The organism is Mesorhizobium sp. M6A.T.Cr.TU.016.01.1.1, from assembly GCF_003952585.1.
GTDB classification, from domain to species: domain Bacteria; phylum Pseudomonadota; class Alphaproteobacteria; order Rhizobiales; family Rhizobiaceae; genus Mesorhizobium; species Mesorhizobium mediterraneum.
This window is the reverse complement of record NZ_CP034452.1, coordinates 104,799-120,907: the sequence shown is the minus strand read 5'-3', so window position 1 is coordinate 120,907 and position 16,109 is coordinate 104,799. Positions and strand designations below refer to the sequence as shown.

The window sequence follows — 16,109 nt, the reverse complement described above, 5'->3', positions numbered from 1 at the left end:
TCACCCCGTCAGCTCCATCGCTTCGCAGGCGATGCGATGAGAATTGGCCATCACAGTCAGGGTAAAGGTAGTAGCTGGAACATTTGGGAAAACCGACCCGTCGATAAGATGGATCCGGTCCCAGCGCGCCAGCCGCCCGAGGCGGTCTGTCGTCGCCCTCCCAGTATTCCGCTCACTGGCGTGGGGAAAGCTGCCGCCAAAGTGGTAGCTCTTGGCCCCGCCCGACCACAACATCTGCGGTGTGACTGGCCACAAATCAAGGTAAGGTGCCGCCCTGCGGATCCGCTTTATTACGTCAGGCAGCATCGGAGGCACGTCTTTGCCCTTGACCTTGGCCTCGCTGAAGCCCTCCGAAGTGAGGGTGATCTGGGGTAGCTCATCAGGAGCTGCGGACATCTGGGCGGTGACCCGGACCTTGGGTGATGCCCAGGACGGCAAGTAGCCCAGGCCTACCGTCAACCGGCTCAGGAGCCGATCCGTCGCGAAGGCGGCGGCGGGATGTTGGAGGAAGCCGGGCAGCGCATCGTAGTATGCCTGGTTGAACGGATAGAAGTGAATTTGTGAGACATCGAAGCCCTCGTCGTCCTCGCCGATGACCATGTTGAACTGGTTGAGTGTGAACTCGCGCCTTGTACGTGGGTCGGGGGTCGGCTTCATGGACATCATTGGAAGAACGAACTGAGCCGATTCCGAAAGATGTACCGGCTGGTCCGATCCGAGCGAGCCCAGGATCAGCCGGGTGGTCCCGATTGGCCCGCAGCCCACGAAGACCCGGTCGGCTGTGAATCGCTGGATCCGGCCGCTGGACAGCTCCCGGGCGTGTACGACGGCCGTGTCGCCCTCCTGGTCGACTCGCACCGCGAGCAGCCCGCTGCGGTAGTCGATCCTCCCGCTGCGCCTGAAGCGATCGAAGCTGTGCGAGGCCGAAAAGATCAGCGACCGCGGGCACCCAGTCATGCATAGGCCGCAGGGCTGGCATCCGGGCGCTGAGAAGGCGAGCCGGGCGCGGCCTATGGTTATTCCCGTGGAGCGCACACGATCGCGGTGCCGGTCGTAATTGGCCAGGACCATCTGCGTCCGCGGTGCCAGGGGCGGAAGCGGGTCCGGGGATCCGATGAGCGGGAACCACTCCTCGAGATCGTCGGACTCTCCAGCGAAAGGAATGTGACCCAGGATCGTCCTGTAGTGCTCTTCCATGTCCGAGAAGTCGAACGGCCATCTTCTGAACGTGGCGGCGCTGAAGGGCATGATCTGGGCCCCCCAGACATTGCTAAACCCCCCGTAGGCGCTTGAGATGACAGCTGAGTTGACTCTACCCTCGCAGTGCACGCCGTCGAGCTGGCCCTTGTTGACAAACGGGAAATCGGATCCGTAGCTTCTTTTTTCTGGCAGCGAATCGGACTGGACCTGCTTGGGTTGCAGGCTGACCCGGCGGACGTCCTCCTCATCCCAGTCGTCGACACGCAGCTTGGACAGCCTGGAGATTACCTCCTGCGTCTCCGCGTCCAGCACGGTGCCCGGATCGAACACGGTTATCTTCTCGTCTGGCTTCTCGGACAGCGCCAACACGGCGGCGGCTGCAGCTGGACCCGAACCAATGATTATCGAAGACGGCATTTACTTCCCTCGCCCACCGGCTGCGCGGCTGTGTCCAGCATCTGCTTGGTTGCCTGTTGGCCCTGCCGGCGCAATCGCCGCGCCAACTCGATCCGGCCGGCGACGTGGCCTGCCGCGGCCAGCCCCACGCCAGCGATTATCGCCGCGGACCGGGCCAGCCCGTGGGCGTCACCCTTGGCCGCTTGCGAAATCCCCCGCGGTACGCCCTTGGTCAGCGCGTACCAGACGAAGCGGGCCTCTGCACCCAGTGTGGCGGCGTCGCCCATCTGGGCAAAGGCCTCGACCTTCCCCTTGTTGACGAAGAAGCAGCGGCGCCAGAAGTACTTCCAAGTCGGCCGTGAGGCGGGTACAAAGTGGCGGACGGTCGCCGCCGGTTCGTAGATGACCGCCTCACTGCCCTTGATATGCGCCACGCGGTGGCACATGTCCATGTCGTCGTGATTGTCGGAGTGGAACCCTCCCACCTGCTCGAGGAGGGTCCGCCGCACCGACATGTTGGCTCCTATGAGGTGAGCCAAAGGGCCTCGGCTGGTCGGAAGGCCGTCATAAGCGCATCCGAACACCCAGTCGAACTGCACAGGGAACCAGGCCGGGCGGCCAGCCTTGAAAACCGGTATGGGACGACCGCCGACGGCCCCGATGCGCTCATCCTGATACGGGTCGGTGAGAATCCCGAGCCAGTCCTTGTCGGCCGCTGCATCGTCATCCAAGAACGCCAGAATGTCTCCGGCAGCTATCTCGGCTGCCGTGTTTCGGGCCGACCCCAGGTGCCCGTCGTACTTGTTCTGGATCACCCGTATCGGAGGGGTGGATGCGGCGAAGTGAGCCCAGTACGCGGCACAACGGTGGAACAGGGTCTCATTATGGTCGATGCAAACGATGATCTCACAGGGTTGCAAGGTCTGCTCCTGAACCGAGGCCACCGACTGAAGCATCAGCTCCCATCTGTCCTCGGTGTAGGCACAGATAATCACCGAGATCGTGGGGGGGCGCGGGACCTGCTGGCGTTCGCTGGTGACGCCATCCTCGGTCTGCCCGGTTTTCGATCCAGGCTGACCGGTTGTGGCAACGGCAACGTCATTACCGCGGCGGGCGAGACCGATACTTAGGTTCCGGACGTGGCCCCGCTGGCCAACGCCAATCGGCGTACAGGATTGCGCAAGCATCAGAATACGCATCTAGGAATTCTCCCGACTTGAGCTGCCAATGTCTGCCCCAAGCTCTTCGATAGACGGTGCGATGGTCTTGGTTTTTGAAAAGCCAGACTTCCACGCGCTGGATTCGGCTTACCCGGAAGCCGGTTCTCAGCATAAAGAAACCACGAGGGCCGAGGTTTGCGCCACAGAGGCTCGAGGCGGCCGCCGACGCCAAGCACGCGCGGGTCGGCGTAGGGCATCAGCAACTCGTCCAGCCGGCGCTCATCGGCGATCGCATCGTCATCGAGAAACGCCATGACCGGCGCGGACGCCAATCCGGCTCCCGTCGTGCGACCGCCGCACAGTCCACGCACGTTGGTATTAGGTGTGACGACGACACCCTCGATCCCGCGCCGGGCGCGCTCCAAGAGCGCCTCATCGTTGTCGACGACGAGGATGATCTCGCGGGCCGGGCAGGTCTGGCGGCGCACCGACGCGATGGCCGCGTTCAAATCGTCCCAGCGATCGAGTGTGTCGGCGCAGATCACGACGGAGGCTTCGGTCATGGCAACTGCCGGCTGGTTTCTGAGGCCGGGCTGGTTTCGCGTGTCTGCGTCGCCCGAGCCGTGGCGGCTTTGAGGATGCTCCAGAGCGGACCTCCGTCGTTGTGAATATCGAACTTGTCATATTCGTCGACGGGATAGCGTCCGCTGTCCTGCCGCGACACCAGCCGCCACACCATCCAGCCGGCGCAGTTGCGCTCGCGCGTCAGCGTGTCGAGCCACATCGCGTAAGCCTGGGCAAAGTTCTGATTGGAGCGGGCATAGCCGAACTCCTCCAGAAGCACCGGCTTTCCGGCGCGAACTGCCAACCGGCAGAACTCGGTGATCAAGCTGTCGAACTGCTGGACGGTGAGCTTGTAGTAGAGCGGGTAGCCGTGCCAGGTCCCGAAATCGAGAGTCGGGATCGTCAGATCCGATAGCTTCGACTCGACGTTAGCGTGCCCTGAGGTGACGAGATGGTTGGGATCGAGCGACTTCACGTAGGCCGTCATTTCGGTGGTCCAAGCCAATCGTAAGGCCTCCGGCTGCGCATTGCCTTCGTTCATTAGCTCCCAGGCCATGATGGTCGGATCATCCCGGTAGGCGAGCCCGGTGAGCGGGTTGACTCGCTGCACGACGTGGCTGACCCAGGTCCTGTAGTCGCGCTTCGTGCGCGGATCCTGGAAGAAAAACTCCGACTTCTCTTTGCTGAGGTCGGTGTTGTACTGGCTCTGCACGCCTGGGGCGTCCCGGCTCCCATACCAGGCCCGCATCTGCTGGGCGCCGCCTGTGAAGGCCCAGAAATCCAGGACGGCGATGATCAGCCTCAGGCGTCGCTTGCCGGCCTCGGCGATGAGGAAATCAACCTTCTGCATGCCGTCGGCGCCGTCATTGACCGCCATCCTGTTTTGGCTCGGGTCCCAGTAGAGCAGGTACGTGCCCTTGACCGCGAGATTGCTGGCTTCGCCTTCAAGCCGCCAATCCCAGATCGTAGGCTTGCTTCCGTCGAGCGACCCGATCACCGGCTGGAGGAAGGTGCGGACCACATTGGCGCCCATCGCCACCGCGTCATCGAGAACGCGGGTGACCTCATCCGGCGACCCGTAGGTCAGATAGTGGTTGTTTACGCCGGTCACGAAGAACGGCCTGCCGTCCAAGGTGAAGTTCGTTCCGGAAGTCTTGATGAAGGACGTTGCCGACGGATCATCCGCGGCGCTCACGACTGCCGGAACGGACAGCAACGCGCACACCAGCACCCGCAGTCCGGCGTTGCGCAGCCTATTTTTCACTCGTTGCCAGCCGACAATCACCCGGGCATGTGGCTCTCGCCGGGCGCCGAGTGCAACAGCCCCGAAGGATTACCTCCTCTGACCTCGCACAGCCCGGGCGTCGTTCGGGCATAGTGGTGCTTGGCCGATTCCGGTCGCTCGAGTATAGACCCGTGCTGTCAGACATCGCTCCCAACCAAGAGTTCGGCTCCTCGTATTGGCGAGTCCCCGCGGTAGTAATAGGTGGGAAGTATTCTCGCGCTGTGGCACGCGCCATCGCTTTCCATCTACCTCCCTGGCCCGCAGGCCCGCGGCGGAGTCTTGGTAAGGCGGATCGCCGCAGGCGGTTCTCGTCAAGCTGTGAGCCGGCGTCCTTTTGAAATCCGCGGTCAGAACAACAATGCGCATTTGCCTGAGTCTCGATCCATCGCGGCTACTTCGGTGGCACCTCTGGCTGGCAGAAGCGCTTGCTGAAGTGCCCGGCAACGAGGTCTCCTGCGCTTTGGCGGCCGGTCGCCGCCCGCTGCCGTTGACCTGCCGTCTGCTGCTCGAACTCGAACGACTGGTCTATGGCTTTCGCGGGAACGGCGCCACTGACTCCGTCGAGGCGGCGCTGCGGTCCCTGCCGCCGCCTCCGTCCGACCAAGTGGACGTGGTGATCGATTTGAGCGGAGAGGAGACGCGCCCGGCGGGGCTGCGCGTGCTGACGCCGCTCTTCAACGGCGTACCCGGCGAGATCGGCGTCATGGCGGCCGTGGCGAATGATCAGGACCTTCTCGTCGACCTGCACGACACGGCGCGCCCGTTGCGGCCGTGGATGGCCCGTCCGGCCAGTGTAGACCGTGGAGTGTTCTCAGCGAGTCTCGACAGCGTCCTCTCCTGCGCTGTGCTGCTGATCCTCAAAGTCTTGCGCGAGGAAACCGGTTCAGCTGCGTCCGGTGTCCCCGGTTCACGGACGGCCGTGCCTTCGCTTGGCGCATTTTCGGCCCTTGCAAGGGCGACCGGCACGGTTGCATCGAAGGCGATCGGGCTTTTGGACGTCCTGGCGAGGGGCGGCAGGATGTGGGGGATTGGCTGGCGCTTCGATGAATCGGCGAGCCTGCTCGACAAAGGCGAAGCGACCTTCCGGGTGCTCACCGGAAATGCCGACAGCTATCTTGCCGACCCGTTCCCGTTCCGGCACCAGGGGCAGGATTTCATCTTTGTCGAACAGTACCTCTACTCGAAGAACCGGGGGTGCATTGCGGCCGTGACAGTGAACCGGGACGGGACCGCCGGCGCATCCCGGATCGTCGTGGAGGAACCGCATCACCTCTCGTACCCGTTCCTGTTCGAGCAGGATGGGCAGATCTGGATGATCCCCGAATCGGGGGCGGCCAGGAATGTCAGCCTCTACCGGGCAGTGGAATTCCCTTACCGGTGGACGCGGGAGGCCTGCCTCATGGAAGGCATTGAGGGCTACGATACCACGCCGCTCTGCCATGCGGGCGGCTTTTGGTTTTTCGTCAGCCCAAGGCTGTGGAGGTCCACGTCCTGGGATGCCCTCAGCCTCTACCGTGCCGAGAGCCTGACCGGGTCTTGGATGCCCCATGCCGCCAACCCCGTCCTGCTCGATGCCAGGCTCAGCCGCCCCGCAGGCGCCGTCATCCGACACGGCGGACGCACGCTACGCCCGGTCCAAGACTGCGCGCGCGGTTATGGCGGCGCGGTGACGTTCTGCCAGATCGATGCGCTCGGCGTGTCGGAGTTTGCCCAGACCCCGGTCGGTCGCATTTGGTCCGGAGCGTTGGGGTGTCACACCTACAATCGCCGGTCTGGCCTGGAGGTGATCGACCTGTTCGGGCATATCCGGGGTTTGCGAGAGGTCACGACCTCCTATCGTTTGCTGGTACCCGACGCGCCGGTCTCGGGACCGCGTGGGGTCTCGGGACCGCGTGGGCAGTCCCTCTCTTGGCCGGTCTCGTCCGGCTAGCTACCCGTAGCCAGGCGGTCGAGCGCAAGGTACCCCGCCTGCGAAGGGCCGGGCGCGCTCGACCCTTCTCGGGCACAGAATAAGCTCGGAAATCACGGCCGAGTGAAGGAGCGAGCCCACCTGCACATCGCAGCTTCTGGCCAGTGGCAATGTCAGCGTTGCGCTGGACGTTCATTTCTTCGCCCCGACGGCTCGCTCAGTAGAAATTGTCGCTTGTGAGCTAGTGCCGGCCGCGGGTCGATGGATGTCCTCGCTGGCGTTGAAGGTGGCCCCAGAGGTCTAAACGGGTTTGGCAACGCTGCCAACACAGCTGCTGAAGATGATCGGTGCCGCTGCCGTGCTATCCGCGCTGGTGGTATGGGCTGGAAATAACCTGAAGGGATACCCCAAGAGAGCTAATCATCTATTGTCTTTTCCTAACCATCCATCGTCCTTCCATTTAAGATATGCATCAGTAATGCTCGCATAACAAACTAAGATTAGGGGGCTGCAAGCGTACCGATCTTCATCTCATCTTCATTTTATTATGGCCGGGAGTCCGCATATGGTTGGATCAAGCACATCCGTGGATGTGGCGGTCATTGGATCTGGCCCCCACGGCTTGTCGCTGGCCGCGCATTTGCGTGCGCGCGATGCGGAGCACCGGACGTATCACCCGGCCCATCATCTCGCCCGATACCTATCGGCAGTCCTGGCGCGCTTCCAGCCCGCCCCCTGGGTCCCATCGTACGACCTCAAAGCGCTGCCATGAACGCCCGTCTTTCCAGCATTGTCGCCCCCATCGGTGCCGCATCGCCGCCTGACCCGATCGATTTCGCGCTGCGGCGATCGTTGACTCTGCCTCGAGTCAGCTTCGTCGTCCCGACGCTCAATGAAGCCGAGAACCTCCCTTGGCTTCTGCCGCGCATCCCCAACTGGGCGCATGAGATCATTATCGTGGATGGTCGTTCGACCGACGACACGGTCGCGGTCGCGCGCCGCCTGCGCGAGGACGTGAAGGTTGTCATGGAGCCCCGTCGGGGCAAGGGCGCTGCACTGCAAGCGGGATTCCTGGCCGCCACAGGCGACATCATCGTCATGCTGGACGCCGACGGCTCCATGGTCCCGGAGGAGGCGATCGTCTTTGTAAGTGCGCTGATGGCCGGCGCGGATCTCGTCAAGGGTTCACGTTTTATCCAGGGCGCCGGCACCGACGATATGTCCCTGGTCCGGATGTTCGGCAACAGGGGGCTGACCCTTTTCGTGCGGCTGCTCTATGGCGGTTGGTACTCCGATCTATGCTACGGATACATAGCCTTCTGGACCAAACACGTCGCCACGCTGGACTGCGATTGCGATGGGTTCGAGATCGAGACGCTCATCAACGTGCGGGCCTTGAAGAACCACCTCAATATCGTAGAGGTGGCGAGCTTCGAGGCTCAGCGCATCAGCGGTGTGAGCCATCTGCGCGCCATGCCGGACGGCTGGCGCGTCCTCAAAACCATCCTGCGCGAGAGGATACACCAACAGCGCAGGCGGAGCGCGACAGCCTGTGTTGTCGGTGGACAGACCTGATGCGAATCCTGATGGTTGCCGCCCGCTGCTACCCCCTCATAGGCGGCATCGAAACTCACATCCAGGAAGTCGGCCCCCGCTTGGTAACGCTGGGCCACGCCGTCGACGTGCTCACCACCGATCCCTCGGGGGAGTTGCCGGTTGAGGAGGAGGTGCGCGGCATGCGCGTCCGGCGCGTGCGGGCCTGGCCGAGGGAGCTGGACCTCTATTTTGCGCCCCGCATTTATACCGCGATCCGGCGCGGGACTTGGGATCTGATCCATTTCCAAGGTTACAACACCTTCGTGGCGCCGATCGGACTGTTCGCGGCCGTGCGCGGGGACCTGCCGTTCATCCTGACCTTCCATAGCGGCGGGCATTCCTCCCGGCTGCGCAACACCGTGCGCGGCACGCAGCACGCGCTGCTCCGGCCTCTGGTGGCCCAGGCCGCGCGGCTGATTGGCGTCTCCGAATTCGAAGCCAGCTTCTTCAGCGGGAGGATGGGCGTGCCACGGGAGCGGTTTGTCGTTATCCCGAACGGCGCCGCGATGCCAGCTCCGAGCCCCGGCATCAAGGTCGATCCGCACCTGATCGTCTCGGGCGGCAGGCTGGAGCGCTACAAGGGCCATCACCGGGTGATTGGGGCCTTGCCCGAACTGATCCGCAGGGTGCCAGACGCGCGACTGCACGTCGTCGGTACAGGCCCGTATGAGAGAGAGTTGCGGCGCCTCGTCGCGATGCTAGGCCTCGAGAAGCGGGTCACCATTGCGGGTATCCCCGGATCCGAGCGGCAGAAAATGGCAGACCTTCTGGCGAGGGCTGCGCTGTTCGTGCTGTTCAGCGACTACGAAGCCCATCCGATCGCCGTAATGGAAGCCCTGTCGCTGCGCCGTCCGGTCCTTGTCAGCGACACGTCCGGTCTGCGGGAGCTGGCCGCCAAGGGCCTGTGCCGGGCGATTCCGCCCAACGCCGGTCCGAAAGAGTTGGCCGCCGCCATGGCCGACGAGCTAAAGGCCCATCGGGAGGTCCCGGATTTGGCGCTACCGGACTGGGATGCCTGCGCTCAAGTGCTGAGCGACGTTTATTGTGATGTCCTGAGCAGCCGATCCGTGGTCCGCTTGCCCCCCGGCGGCGTGATGTCGTGGCCTCCTGCGACGGGGGTATGAGGCTGATGATGCCGGCTCATTTCACCGCGGGAACCAGGATCAACCCGCTCCGGGCCGGGATACGATTCGTCTCGGCCGTTATCGGCCCCGACCTTCGCGACGGCGGCGCCGATGCCCCGTCGCAACGCGCCAATTCCGGGTGGATCGCGGTTCTATGCCTGACGATCGCCACGGCTCTACTCCTGGTCGTGGCCGGGCACGCGGCCGGGCGCCGGGGCTATGACGTGGCGCCGCTGCTCTTCTGGTCCGGTGTCGTCCTCCTGGTCGTTCCGACCAGCCTTCGCATCACCTGGCCGATGGTAGCCCGGGGTGAGCGCTTGTTCCTCCTGTTTCTGCTTGCCGAAGCCCTGTTCTACTACAAGACGGTCTATTCCCCGACGAGCTTCATCAATCACGACGAGTTCTTGCACTGGATCGCAGCCGACGATCTTATGACGGCCCGCCGGCTATTTCTGTCCAACCCGCTTTTCCCAATCGGGCCAACGTATCCCGCCCTGGAAATCCTGACGACGGCGATCGTCAATCTGACGGGCTTGCCATTGTTTGCGGCGGGGACTCTATTGTTGGCCGTCCTCAGGGGCACGTTCATCGGTGCCCTGTTTCTGTTCTTCGAAAGCATCACCGGATCGCCGCGCATCTCGGCCATCGCCTGCCTGGCCTATATGGGCTGCTCAACCTTCGTCCTGTTCGAGTCGATGTTCTCCTACGAGAGCCTCGGCATCGTGCTGTGCGTGCTGGCCTTCGCGGTCGAAGCAGCGTCCAAGGATCTCGTCGGGCGACCGAGACTGAAGGCGCTCGGGCTGATTGCCTTGCTGTTGGCGAGCCTCGCGGTCACGCACCACCTCTCGGCCACTTTCACCGCCACCTACTTCGGAGCGCTGGCGGCCCTCGAGGCTTTGCGCCGGCAGGGGCCCTTGCGGATTGGGGCCAGGACCGCCGCGGGCTTCACGGCGCTTCTGGCTATAGCCCTGCCGTCCCTTTGGGTGCAGGCCCGTGGCATCCCTCTCACAGGCTATCTCGGCCCGATGGTCGAATCCGGCTTCGACACATTGCTCGGGAAGATCCTGGGCGCGCCCACTCCACGGTCGGAGTACCCCGGAGCGCCGGACAAGGCCCTCTACATGCGGCTGACCACCTTGCTGGCGATCCTGCTGTTGGCACTCGGCCTGGCAACGGGATTCTTTCGGTCGCTGGCCATGGCAGCGCCGAGTGGTGCGCGGTCGGGTTGGCGTCCGATCCGGGACATTCTCAAACGCCGCTGGCGCGACAGCCGCCTCGTGCTCCTCGCCTTGCTGGCTTTCGGGCTCCCAGTCTCGGTGGCCTTCCGACTGACCATCGCCGGATGGGAAATCGGCAACCGCATGGGAACGTTCGTGTTCATCGCCGTCGGGCTGGTCGTCGCGGTGAGCATCGTCCACTTCTGGCAGGGCCGCACGCCACGCGGGTGGCGCCGCATCGCACCGGCCGTCGCTCTGGCGGTCATCGTCCTGGGCGGCGTCGCGAGCTCTACGATTAATCCGATCCATGGGCGCTACAGGGTGGCGGCAGATCAGGCATCAATCGAGCCCATGGGGATCGAAACGGCACGCTGGGCCAAGGAATGGCTCGGTGCCGGCAACCGCTTCACCTCCGACCGCATCAACCGCCTTCTGCTTGCGAGCTACGGCCGGCAGGACGTGAGGGTCAGGATCATCGAAGGCGTCTATTCCGCGCGCATATTCGAGGCCGAGACATTGGGGCCCGACGAGTTTTGGGCCTTGGCGCGAAGCGACATCGATTTCCTGATGATTGACCTACGCCTGACGACGGCTCCCCCGGTGCTCGGCTTCTACTTCGAGCCGTGGCAACGGCAGGGAACGCCGCTCTCGGGCGCAGAGCTGCTCAAGTTCAATGACATCAAGGGCGTCACCCGCATCTACGACAACGGCTGGATCGTCATCTATGACGTGAGAGGATTGCATGAGAATTTGTAGCAAGCTGGACCTTCTGGCCGCGTGCCTGTGGGCGGGGGCCGCGGTGGCGGCTGTTGCGGTCAGCGACAGCTTGCTCATCCGTACTGCCCTGGGCGCGCCCATGGTGTTCCTCGTCTCGGGCCACACGGTGCTGCGGGCCATTGGCGTGAGGACCGGCTCCGCGTTGCAACACTTCGTCTACGCGGTCGGAGCAAGCCTCGCCGCCGGCATCGCCGGGGGATTTGCCCTGAACGCCGCGGGCTCCCTTACGCCGCTCGGCTGGGCGCTGTGGTTCTGGGCCGTGACGGCCGCCGCGGCACTGGTGGCCGCCGGCCGCCGCGACACTCCCGATCTGCCAGCCTGGCCGGCTCCGGCGCGGGTCCGGCTCTGGCAGGGGGCCGCGTTCATGCTAGCGCTGCTTGTGGCGACCGGAGCCTATGCGCTGGCCGTCCGGGACGAAGCGGCCTACCGGGAATTCAAATACACCGCGTTCTGGTTGTTGCCGTCGGCAAGTGGCGAGTCCGGCCGGATCACCGTCGGCATCAGGAGCGCCGAGACTCAACCTCAGCTGTTCGACCTGGAAATCACCCTCGACGGGCAACCGTTCGCCATCTTCCGATCGCTCACCATCGCGCCGGGCGAGACCTGGGCGCGGGAGATCCCGGTGCCCGTCTTGGCCACCCCGCAGAAGGCAGATGCCCGGCTCTATCGGCCGGAAGACAACCGACTCTATCGCAGCGTTTCGACGCTGGTGCCGCACATCTGAAACGGAGCCCGACCATGCGCATCCTGCTACTGTCGCAGTTCTATCCTCCGGTGATCGGGGGAGAGGAGCGGCACGTCCGCAACCTCGGCGCGGCGTTGGCGCAGCGGGGCCATCACGTGAGCGTCGGCACCTTTATGCATCCCGGATCGCCCGAAACCGAGCTGGACGGCGCGGTCCGCGTGCACCGCCTGCGCGGCACGCTCCAGCGTCTGTCGGGCCTCCACAGCGATCCCGAGCGCCGCCACGCACCACCCTTCCCGGATCCCGAACTGGTGCTAGCCCTGAGGCGGCTGGTCGCCCAGGAGAGGCCGGACATCGTCCACGCCCATAACTGGATCTACGCGTCCTTCCTGCCGCTCAAAGTTCTGAGTGGGGCACGCCTCGTGGTTACGCTCCACGATTACGGCCTTGTCTGCGCCAAGAAGAACTTCATGCACTTGGGCACCCATCTCTGCGGTGGCCCAGCACTGGCGAAGTGCCTGCCCTGCGCTGCCGGGCATTACGGGGCCGTGAAGGCAGCCGTGACCACGTTTGGCAACTGGGGGTCGAGCTTCGCCGCCCGGCGTGTGGTGGACCGTTTCATCGCGGTGAGCCACGCGGTGGCGCGTCACAACGGCCTGACCCAAGGCCGCGCCCCCTACGAGGTCATCACCAATTTCGTGCCCGACGATGTCGAGGTGCTTGGCCCGGAAGATCCCTGCCTGCGGGAGCTACCCGGGGATGGATTCATCCTGTTCGTCGGCGATATGATGCGCCTCAAGGGCATTGACGCTCTCCTGCAAGCCTATGCCGACCTCGAGCGCGCGCCTCCGCTGGTCCTGATCGGGCGCCCGCTCGCCGATACACCGACTGAGTTTCCGCCGAACGTCCATGTGTTCACCATGTGGCCTCATTCCGCCGTCATGCACGCATGGCGGCGCTCACTGTTCGGCGTGGCGCCATCGGTCGGGCTGGAACCCTGTGCGACCGTCATCATGGAAGCGATGGCGTCCGGCAAGGCCGTCGTCGCAACCGACGTCGGAGGCATGCCCGATATGATCGATCACGGCGAAACGGGGCTTCTCGTGCCGCCCGGTGATGCGTCAGCCTTGGCCCACGCGATGCAGACACTTCTGGAGGACCGCGCCTTGCTTGCCCGCCTGGAGGCGACAAGCCTCGCCAGGGTTGGGCGCCTCAAGGCCGGAGCGGTCGTGACCCGGATCGAGCAGGTCTACCGGGACGTCCTGCGCCCAACCGCCAGCAGGTCCGCGGTGCCGGCGCACCAAGGTTCGGGAGAGCCATCATGCCGGTAGGCCTCGTCGGGACGGCCACTATTCGCGCCCGACGAGAGCTTCGAAAGAGCGCCGCGCTCGTTCTGAATTCCGGCGCTCTGGCGATCGGAACGATTGCAGCGGCCGGTCTTGGGTTTGTCTATTGGTGGCTCGCCGCCCGGCTGTTTCCGCCGGAGGTGATCGGCAAGGCCTCCGCCCTCCTGTCCGTGATGGGCCTCGTCGGTCTGCTGGGGGAGGCCGGGCTGGGGACCTTGCTGATGGGGGAGATCGTCCGGCATCCCGGCAAGGAGCGCTGCCTCGTGGCCGCAGCAGCGTCCGTCGGGGTGGCGCTGACGGTCGGCCTGGCCTTGTTGTTTGTCTTCGAGGAGGCGCACCTCAATAGCTCGACCGGGCTGATCGGCGGCTGGTTCGTGGGCGCTGCGTTCGTCCTCGGCTGCGGCCTGACTGGTCTCAGCATGGTGGGCGATCAGGCGCTCGTCGGCCACTTGCGGAGCAGCGGCAAGATGATCCGGCAGGTGCTGTTCTCCGTGGTCAAGCTGATGCTGATCGCCGCCCTCGCGGCTGCCGGCTACGCCTCCAATGCCGCGATTCTTCTGTCGTGGGTGGCCGCGCTGCCGGCGTCCTGGATCGGCTTTGATCTCCTGACCCGGGGCGGTGCGCGTCGCCTCGTTGGGCGCCCCGATTTCCGGCTGCTCCATACGCTTCGGCGCAAGGTATTCGGTCACTACGCGCTCGATGTGGCCGCACAGGCCCCGGGCGTCATCATGCCCTACCTTGTGCTGGTTCTCCTGTCGCCGACCACCAATGCCGCCTTCGTGCCGTTGTGGATGCTGGTCTCCATGGCCTCATTGATTCCCGCAGCCATGGCCACGGTGCTGTTCCCCGTGGTCAGAGCAAGCCCGAAACAATCCAGGCACGATATCCTTTTGTCGCTGACGGCGTCATTGCTCTTCTCACTGGTCTGCGCCGCCTTCATCTTCACCTATTCGCAGGAGATCCTTGCGGTCTTCAATCCCGTCTATCCTGAGATCGCCGGTTCGAGCCTGCGCTTCCTCGGCTTCAGCCTGTTGGGATCAACGCTCAAATTTCATGCCTGTACGCTGGCGCGGTTGCGCGACAGGATGCGCAAGGCATCTCGCTGGTTCGCGCTTGGCGGATTGCTGGAGCTGTGCTTCGTGGTCGCGGGGGCGAAGCTTGATGGACTTCAAGGCCTGGTCCTAGGCTGGACGCTCGCCGTCAGCATCGAGGGTGCATGTGCGGCCCTGATTTTGGCCTTCGCGATGAAACTGGATTCTGCCGCCGGCCCCGCGCACGAACGACCGACCGCGTCGCCGCTCCAGACTTGAGGAGACACCGATCATGGCGCTGGGTTATCGACCGCAATTAGATGGCCTGCGGGCCATCGCGGCCGGACTCGTCGGCGTCGAGCACTTCGGCGGGCCGCGGGTCAGAACGCACTTCCCCATCGGGGCGGGAGCGCTGGGGGTCCAACTGTTCTTCGTCCTGAGTGGCTTCCTGATCACGCGCAACTTGCTGTTCAGACTGGAGCAAGCCCCTGCGGGCGAAGTCATCCGCAGGTTCTTCCCTATAATTCGATCGGCGACCCGGACAAGGCACGCTAGCTCTTGGGATTTCAACCAGAACATCTCTAGCAGCAGACTGGCTAAAACCTTTGTTACATAGGCACACCCAATGACGACGGCGAATATTGCTCTGCAAATCTTCACCGATATGGACGCGGTGGAAGCTCAGTGGAGAACATTAGAGCAGCATGCGGATTGTACCGTATTCCAATTGTTTGATTGGCAGATGGAATGGTATCGCCACATCGGCTCCAGAGAGAAACTGATTCCGGTGATCGTGCTGGGTCTCGACGATACGGGCGCGGCGATTTTTATTCTGCCATTGGCGATCGAACGCCATGGTCTGATCCGCCGGCTTGTCTGGTTTGGATCGGAATTGTGCGATTATAATTCGCCCATTCTGGCGATAAACTTTAGCGATCACGTGAAACCTGGGCAATTCGGCCGCCTGTGGAAAGACATAATTCGGGCGATTCAAAACTATCCTCAACTTCGTTTCGACGCTGTTGAACTTTACAATATGCCTAGTGTTGTCGGCTCTCAACCTAATCCCTTTCTCGACTTGCCAGTCTTGCTGGCTAATTGCGCCGGACATGTCGCAACCCTCCCGGAAGCGAACTGGGATCGGTTTTATGCGTCAAAGTTTTCGAATTCGACGCTGCATACCCACCGGCGCAAGGCCAAAAACCTCGCCAAGCAAGGTGGCGGGGCGGTTCGCTTTGTAGACGTGCAAGATCAGGCCGAGATCGAGTGCACCATTGCAAAGCTGATCGAACAAAAACGGAGCAGCTATGCCCGAATGGGTGTTCATGATATGTTCGAACGTCCGGGTTTTCGCGAATTTTATTTGGCGATTGTCGCCAATCCTCGGTTGCGCGAGGTCATCCATGTCACGCGGCTGGATTTGGATGGGATTCCGGTGGCGACGGGTCTGGGTCTCCAGTTAAATTCCAGTTATTCACTGGTGATGTCGAGTTATCAGGAGGAGTTCGCCAAATACAGTCCCGGGCGTCAGCATATTCAGGAAATTATGCAATATGCCATTGGCCAAAAGATGCAGAAATTCGATTTTACGATCGGCGACGAGCCTTATAAGCTCTCATGGTCCGATATAAATTCGCTTTTGTTTTTCCATTTTGATAGCAGAACTTTGCGCGGTCGTATTGTCATTGCGATGAAAATGGCAATCAATTATGTGGATACATGGTATAATCAAACGCCGTTATTAAAGCCACCGCTGCGGCAGGTTCTTCGTAAGACGAGACGATCCTTGCATCGCATGTTTCTCTGACCGGGCGATCAC

13 protein-coding genes are annotated in these 16,109 nt (G+C 63.1%); 9 read left to right on the top strand and 4 right to left on the bottom strand.

The features are described from left to right. The 4 genes from EJ075_RS00540 to EJ075_RS00525 are packed head-to-tail and all read right to left on the bottom strand — an operon-like array spanning window position 1 to window position 4,605. Window positions 1–1,617, bottom strand: coding sequence for a GMC family oxidoreductase (locus tag EJ075_RS00540; protein ID WP_126102961.1), 1,617 nt, complete (start codon window positions 1,615–1,617; stop codon window positions 1–3). Beyond that, the gene (locus tag EJ075_RS00535; RefSeq protein ID WP_206072975.1) at window positions 1,602–2,795 is read right to left on the bottom strand and encodes a glycosyltransferase family 2 protein; all 1,194 of its coding nucleotides are present in this window, start codon (window positions 2,793–2,795) and stop codon (window positions 1,602–1,604) included. The genes EJ075_RS00540 and EJ075_RS00535 overlap by 16 nt, the downstream gene beginning before the upstream one ends. Beyond that, entirely contained in the window at window positions 2,783–3,319 is a 537-nt protein-coding gene (locus EJ075_RS00530) for a glycosyltransferase family 2 protein (protein ID WP_126102960.1), read from the bottom strand. The genes EJ075_RS00535 and EJ075_RS00530 overlap by 13 nt, the downstream gene beginning before the upstream one ends. Beyond that, the gene (locus EJ075_RS00525; protein WP_245329930.1) at window positions 3,316–4,605 is read right to left on the bottom strand and encodes a cellulase family glycosylhydrolase; all 1,290 of its coding nucleotides are present in this window, start codon (window positions 4,603–4,605) and stop codon (window positions 3,316–3,318) included. The genes EJ075_RS00530 and EJ075_RS00525 overlap by 4 nt, the downstream gene beginning before the upstream one ends. Window positions 4,606–4,963: 358 nt before the next feature. Here EJ075_RS00525 and EJ075_RS00520 point away from each other — a divergent pair, with 358 nt between their 5' ends. The 9 genes from EJ075_RS00520 (at window position 4,964) to EJ075_RS00480 (ending at window position 16,097) form a co-directional block, all read left to right on the top strand. Continuing rightward, complete coding sequence (locus tag EJ075_RS00520) at window positions 4,964–6,535, top strand: hypothetical protein (RefSeq protein ID WP_126102959.1); 1,572 nt, start codon at window positions 4,964–4,966, stop codon at window positions 6,533–6,535. Window positions 6,536–7,282: 747 nt separating this feature from the next. After that, on the top strand, window positions 7,283–8,089 hold the full coding sequence (locus tag EJ075_RS00515) for a glycosyltransferase family 2 protein (RefSeq protein ID WP_095486496.1): 807 nt from the start codon (window positions 7,283–7,285) through the stop codon (window positions 8,087–8,089). Continuing rightward, a complete protein-coding gene (locus EJ075_RS00510) occupies window positions 8,089–9,234 on the top strand; it encodes a glycosyltransferase family 4 protein (protein ID WP_126102958.1) in 1,146 nt (381 codons plus the stop codon). The genes EJ075_RS00515 and EJ075_RS00510 overlap by 1 nt, the downstream gene beginning before the upstream one ends. Before the next feature lie 5 nt (window positions 9,235–9,239). Continuing rightward, on the top strand, window positions 9,240–11,207 hold the full coding sequence (locus EJ075_RS00505) for a hypothetical protein (protein WP_126102957.1): 1,968 nt from the start codon (window positions 9,240–9,242) through the stop codon (window positions 11,205–11,207). Then, on the top strand, window positions 11,194–11,952 hold the full coding sequence (locus EJ075_RS00500) for a hypothetical protein (protein WP_126102956.1): 759 nt from the start codon (window positions 11,194–11,196) through the stop codon (window positions 11,950–11,952). Before EJ075_RS00505 ends, EJ075_RS00500 begins: the two co-directional genes overlap by 14 nt. Before the next feature lie 14 nt (window positions 11,953–11,966). Next, entirely contained in the window at window positions 11,967–13,244 is a 1,278-nt protein-coding gene (locus EJ075_RS00495) for a glycosyltransferase family 4 protein (protein ID WP_126102955.1), read from the top strand. After that, window positions 13,235–14,569 carry a hypothetical protein gene (locus tag EJ075_RS00490; RefSeq protein WP_126102954.1) on the top strand — a complete coding sequence of 445 codons (1,335 nt, stop codon included), beginning with the start codon at window positions 13,235–13,237 and terminating at the stop codon, window positions 14,567–14,569. Before EJ075_RS00495 ends, EJ075_RS00490 begins: the two co-directional genes overlap by 10 nt. Window positions 14,570–14,582: 13 nt before the next feature. Then, window positions 14,583–14,906 (top strand): acyltransferase, encoded by a 324-nt coding sequence (locus tag EJ075_RS00485; RefSeq protein ID WP_095486502.1) that lies wholly within the window; start codon window positions 14,583–14,585, stop codon window positions 14,904–14,906. 9 nt (window positions 14,907–14,915) lie between these two features. Continuing rightward, the gene (locus EJ075_RS00480) at window positions 14,916–16,097 is read left to right on the top strand and encodes a GNAT family N-acetyltransferase (RefSeq protein ID WP_095486503.1); all 1,182 of its coding nucleotides are present in this window, start codon (window positions 14,916–14,918) and stop codon (window positions 16,095–16,097) included. The last annotated feature ends 12 nt before the right edge of the window (window positions 16,098–16,109 follow it).

Excerpts from the sequence above, each read along its gene's own strand:
- EJ075_RS00515 (WP_095486496.1), top strand. The coding sequence starts at position 7,283 with ATGAACGCCCGTCTTTCCAGCATTGTCGCCCCCATCGGTGCCGCATCG.
- EJ075_RS00505 (WP_126102957.1), top strand. The coding sequence starts at position 9,240 with ATGATGCCGGCTCATTTCACCGCGGGAACCAGGATCAACCCGCTCCGG.
- EJ075_RS00530 (WP_126102960.1), bottom strand. The coding sequence starts at position 3,319 with ATGACCGAAGCCTCCGTCGTGATCTGCGCCGACACACTCGATCGCTGG.
- EJ075_RS00510 (WP_126102958.1), top strand. The coding sequence starts at position 8,089 with ATGCGAATCCTGATGGTTGCCGCCCGCTGCTACCCCCTCATAGGCGGC.
- EJ075_RS00540 (WP_126102961.1), bottom strand. The coding sequence starts at position 1,617 with ATGCCGTCTTCGATAATCATTGGTTCGGGTCCAGCTGCAGCCGCCGCC.
- EJ075_RS00480 (WP_095486503.1), top strand. The coding sequence starts at position 14,916 with ATGACGACGGCGAATATTGCTCTGCAAATCTTCACCGATATGGACGCG.
- EJ075_RS00535 (WP_206072975.1), bottom strand. The coding sequence starts at position 2,795 with ATGCGTATTCTGATGCTTGCGCAATCCTGTACGCCGATTGGCGTTGGC.
- EJ075_RS00500 (WP_126102956.1), top strand. The coding sequence starts at position 11,194 with ATGAGAATTTGTAGCAAGCTGGACCTTCTGGCCGCGTGCCTGTGGGCG.
- EJ075_RS00485 (WP_095486502.1), top strand. The coding sequence starts at position 14,583 with ATGGCGCTGGGTTATCGACCGCAATTAGATGGCCTGCGGGCCATCGCG.
- EJ075_RS00490 (WP_126102954.1), top strand. The coding sequence starts at position 13,235 with ATGCCGGTAGGCCTCGTCGGGACGGCCACTATTCGCGCCCGACGAGAG.
- EJ075_RS00495 (WP_126102955.1), top strand. The coding sequence starts at position 11,967 with ATGCGCATCCTGCTACTGTCGCAGTTCTATCCTCCGGTGATCGGGGGA.
- EJ075_RS00520 (WP_126102959.1), top strand. The coding sequence starts at position 4,964 with ATGCGCATTTGCCTGAGTCTCGATCCATCGCGGCTACTTCGGTGGCAC.